The organism is Thalassolituus marinus (genome assembly GCF_020320395.1).
In the GTDB taxonomy this organism is placed as follows: domain Bacteria; phylum Pseudomonadota; class Gammaproteobacteria; order Pseudomonadales; family Oceanobacteraceae; genus Venatoribacter; species Venatoribacter marinus.
Genome location: NZ_JAEDAH010000099.1, coordinates 1 through 4,644, shown reverse-complemented (window position 1 = coordinate 4,644; position 4,644 = coordinate 1). Strand labels below are relative to the sequence as shown.

The following is a 4,644-nucleotide window of genomic DNA, read 5'->3' as shown; positions in this document are numbered from 1 at the left end:
TTTATTTGAACTTTTGTGAGATATTCCAGGCCCCTTGTCCTCATAGAGGGGCCTTCCGATACGTCGGACCGCCCCTCTCGCCGGGAGGGCTTAACTCCTGACCGCCAGGGATGGCGGAAATGCAGGTTTTGCAGGAGCAAAAACCGGCCCGCTTCGCGCTGTTCTGGCTCGCTTACCCTTGAAACCTTGATATTTCCTGACCTCGCGCCCCATCGGCCATCCTTGGCCGGGGCCGCTTGCCCAAGTCCCTTCGGGCAGGTCGTAAATATCTACGCTTTCTGCGGCGAGCGCAGAGGCGCTGTTTTAGTGAATCTCACAGCCTTATTTCCAACGTCACACAGAATCTGAATGTCATGTCTCTGACTGAAATTCAGAGATCGCGTTGTAGTAAAAAGCAGCATAGAGGAAGCCATTCTTTCGCATCCTGGAGCGCCGAAATGAACGATGATTTTTCCGGTCCGCCGGGCATGGATGCCCGGCGAGCGGACGGCGACAGGGATGTCGCATGGGCGCGTGGCCTGAAAAATCGAGAGAATGAGGGTAACGCTCCAGAAGCGAAAAGCTGGGCCTGTTTTTGCTCCTGCAAAACAGGCATTTCCGCCATCCATGGCGGTCAGGTATAAAAGGTCCTGCCGACCAAGGGCGGTCCGACGCTCGGTAAGTTCCCCTGGGAGGCAGCAGGCATTGCGGATTTAAAAGTCGTTTATAGAAAACCGATATCTTTAAAACTGTGGGACACTAGTGGGGCTTTCGCCCCGTTTTTTATCAGTAATAACTCTGAATATCGGTAATACCCGTCGGTTGATCAACCTCTACTTCCTGATGGACGTTGGTCAGAGGTTTTACAATCGCCTCACGCCCCTGCGTGTAGCTTTGCTCATCAACGATAACCTTGTACGCCTTATTCAGCATCAGCGCCCGCTCGGCACTCGGCATCAGCAGGTATGAAATATCTTCTGACAGGCTGGCAAACGCATCTTCCTTTTTACTGCCATCGGTATTGAAGAATTTATTATGTACTTCGTCATTCGTACGATATTCATTACCCGATGGATTGTTTTCCAGATAGAACGCATATTCGCCACGACCATCTTCACGTTGCGGATCAGCAATACCCGCCAGGTTTTTCTCGGACCAGTGGTACCAGCCATCGCGGAAGTGAGTGTGATCAAACTTACGGGTAAATGAAATGGTCGTATCGTTGCTGGCTCCCGTGTAACCATGGCAACCCATGCAGAAGTAAGTTTCCTCATAAGACTGCGGTCGCAGCTGGCCTGCGTCATCTTCAATAAAGCCCTGGTAAGTCCAGCCATGCGGTGCATACAGCCCAAGTTCCGCATTACCAATCAGAACCTTGACCCGATCGGGAAAATCATGGCGCTCTTTCAGTTCTTTATTCACGATAGTGCGCAGATTGTAGTAGGTGCGCCAACCATGCTTCTTGCTGTAGCGAAGCTCTTTCATCCGTGCAGCCATACCGGTGTTACCGCTGCTGTCGACATCCAGATAGCGCACGCTATGCAGAAACTCAGTACCTTCCGGATACAGACGCGCGGCCAGATGAACAGCCCCGGCTTCCAGCTGTACTTTGGCCTGACCAACATAACTCATATGAACACCTTCCAATGGTGCCCACTGATATTTAATCAGCGTTGCTTTACCCAGCTTACCGTCTTTATCCAGATCCACCTGAAAGCGGCTCTCATCCGTTTCCGCGATCACCACATCCTGCTCTTTCATCAGCGCTTCAACGATGGCCAGATTGACGCGATAGGTTTCGATATCAAACACACCGGCATCAAGCTGACGAAATGCCTCTGGCAAGCGAATCATTACGTCATCTGTTGAGCCATTGGTCGGCATAAAGGTGCCGAGAAACGGGTAATACGCAAAAGCACGCCAGCCACTGTAGCCACCTGCCGGTGTACGATCAAAACCCTGCTCATCGAAGTCAAAATTCACGTCCGGGGTATATCCATCCCACTGACCGTTGCCATCATGATCCCACTGCGGTGGCGGATTTTTCAGTTTCTCCGCCAGGATGATGCGCCCATCCTGAGTTTTATAATTGTCTTCACGTACGTATGTCAGAATATTTTCATCGGAAATTGCTGCAACCTCCGCAGTACGATCGCGGAAAATATTTGACCAGTTATTGGTTACTGCAGATTCAGGAAAACCATAGGCCTCCTGCACATCCGTATCATTGAGAAAATTCGGACGCTTACTTTCGGTATGACAGGCATAACAGGGGTTATTCACTACACCATTCTGATCCACCGGATCCGTGTAACACTGAGGCGGTATGTAAGGAACATTGTTTTTCTTAACATCCAACGTCACATCAACCAGCGTGCCATAGGTGAGATCGCTGATTAATTGTGGCGCACCTGCCTGCGCTTCTGTTTCCTGTACATCTGCTGCAGCGACACCCGTGTCTGCCTCGCTGGCAGTATCGGTAAAACAGCCGCCAAGCATCATCGCCAGCGAGGGAATTAAAACCTGGTATGCTTTCATATTTTTACTATCCAAAACGAAAACCGGGGTGGCGAAGCCACCCCTGAGTCAGCAACCTCAGAATTAAGGTGCTGGGAAAGGACCGATATAGCCAGTGTAAGCGCGAGCTTCACCATTACCGGTGTTTTTGTCACCGTCAGATTCACCGTAAGGGTGCTGAACAACAGACATCAGATAAGCCCAGCCGTTGATGTCTTCGTACCAGTAAGGTGACGTGGTTTCAGAACCGTAAGGAGTCGTCTGGATACGGATCAGCTGCTGCTCATCGAATTCGTATGCCCAGATCACGTCGTTCTGGTGACCAGAACCAGTATCTTCACCAATGATCAGCTTGTCGTAGCCGGACATGTAAGTAACGTTATCCGGGTTAGCAATACCGTCGATATGACAGCTGTTGTTGTCTTCAAAGCCAGCAACCTGTGGATCATCTTCAGATACCGGACGACCTGCAACCAGACCCACCATATTCTGCGCTACGTAGTCAGAACCGATAGAGCTGTCTTTCGCCAGGTCCAGCTGGTAAACCGCACCACACTTGTTGGCTTCAGTCAGACGGATGTGGTTTGGACCACCAGTGTCTTTTGAATCACCATCCAGCATACCTTTGCTTACTTCAGACATAGCAACGTACAGAACGTCACGCTTGCTGTCGTAAGTTACGCCTTCTTCCTTACGGAATTCGGTGGTTGCGCCCATCATTGCAGCGTAGCGACGGGTTTCCATGCGGGAAGCCACTTTTTCCATGCCGCTCTTAACTTTCAGACACTCCTGACCCACACCATTGGCGCTGATAGAGGTGTAGCCGGAAGCACAGGCATCATCAACCGGATCAACCGCATCGAAAATATCTTCGAAGGTCAGCTTAGACTTGCCATTGGTGCCGTGAACGTAATCGGTAATATCTGCGTTGCTGGCATGGCCCAGAGATACCCACTCAAGATCGGCTGCGCCAACACCTTCAGCAGAGGTTTGTACCCACTTAGCGGCGTACAGAGTACCTGCGCTCAGATCGTTTTCCTGATCAGCAACAAACATGTAGAAACCTACGTTAGTGCCGTCGTCAGTCATATAGGCGGTTTTCGCGTCTGGCATTACGTAAGCCAGTTCGAATGCCAGACGACCCATTGCGTAATGCTTAGTCAGCTCAACACTTGGCTCACTGTCAGCATCGGCAGCATCAGTTTCAACTGCAACTTCGATGTTCCAGCCGTAGTAGTATGGGTTCCAGGTCAAGCCGTTCTCAGTGTAATAAGTCAGCTGAGTAGCACTGTAACCATCTGCTGCAACTTCAGTCGCAGTAGGCAATTTTTTTGCGTCCGGCTCATACTCTTCAGAAGCTAAGTGCGTTGTCCATGGAGTAACCGAAGCGGCACAGTGTACCCAGCCACCATCAACACCAGACTGATCAATCTGAGACATGCTGGCAACAGACAGTGCGCCGGTACCAGAAGCCTGATTCAGTTCAAACAGGAACATCGCACCAGGACGGGTTTCCATCTGAGAAACAGAGAACAGACGGCCGTTAATTGGCAGCAGAGAAGTGTGCTCGTTCGCATCAGTAACACGCTCAGCACCATCTTCTTCCTGAATAGCGTTACCGTCCTGATCAACAACCAGACCGAAAGGAACACCATCAATAACGTCGCCAGAGCGCGCCAGAGTGTTGTAAGAACCGCCGAATTCTTTATCACCAACAGTAGCTGAGGACGCAAGAATTGCGCGTTTTTCAGAATCAGTGGCAGGCGCATCTACACCAGCGAAGGTCAGTTTTTTAGTTTTATCATCATCACCGCCACAGGCTGCCAGACTGGCCGCTGTTGCAACGATCATCGCCTGCACCAGGCGCTTCTTGCTGAAAAGTTCCATTGCTGCTCTCTCATTAGCATGAATAAAGGTTTTTACCCGGCGGAAAAACTAAATGAGAAAGATGACAGTCAGGATGCAGTTAGATGACAAAATAATTAACTGAAGTTTTATGAGGATTTTTAAACAGAAATAAAAAAGGCGCCGAAGCGCCACTAGTGTCCCACAAATTTTCATTTTAACTTTTGTGGGATATTCCGGGCCCCTTGTCCTCATAGAGGGGCCTTACCCCTCTCGCCGGACGGGCTATCTCCCCGCTTCGCG

3 protein-coding genes are annotated in these 4,644 nt (G+C 50.4%); 1 reads left to right on the top strand and 2 read right to left on the bottom strand.

What is annotated here, in order from left to right; genetic code table 11:
* Positions 1-437: 437 nt before the first annotated feature.
* The gene (locus tag I9W95_RS15895; protein ID WP_225676652.1) at positions 438-623 is read left to right on the top strand and encodes a hypothetical protein; all 186 of its coding nucleotides are present in this window, start codon (positions 438-440) and stop codon (positions 621-623) included.
* A gap of 142 nt (positions 624-765) precedes the next feature.
* Here the strand turns inward: I9W95_RS15895 and I9W95_RS15890 are convergent, their stop codons facing one another.
* Together I9W95_RS15890 and I9W95_RS15885 are read right to left on the bottom strand one after the other, a co-directional pair.
* Positions 766-2,517, bottom strand: a complete 1,752-nt coding sequence (locus I9W95_RS15890) for a hypothetical protein (protein ID WP_225676650.1) — start codon at positions 2,515-2,517, stop codon at positions 766-768.
* Positions 2,518-2,580: 63 nt separating this feature from the next.
* Positions 2,581-4,383, bottom strand: coding sequence for a PhoX family protein (locus I9W95_RS15885; RefSeq protein WP_225676649.1), 1,803 nt, complete (start codon positions 4,381-4,383; stop codon positions 2,581-2,583).
* Positions 4,384-4,644: the final 261 nt, after the last annotated feature.

What these genes read in the sequence shown, in the direction of transcription:
- I9W95_RS15895 (WP_225676652.1), top strand. Translation starts at nt 438, where the DNA reads ATGAACGATGATTTTTCCGGTCCGCCGGGCATGGATGCCCGGCGAGCG.
- I9W95_RS15890 (WP_225676650.1), bottom strand. Translation starts at nt 2,517, where the DNA reads ATGAAAGCATACCAGGTTTTAATTCCCTCGCTGGCGATGATGCTTGGC.
- I9W95_RS15885 (WP_225676649.1), bottom strand. Translation starts at nt 4,383, where the DNA reads ATGGAACTTTTCAGCAAGAAGCGCCTGGTGCAGGCGATGATCGTTGCA.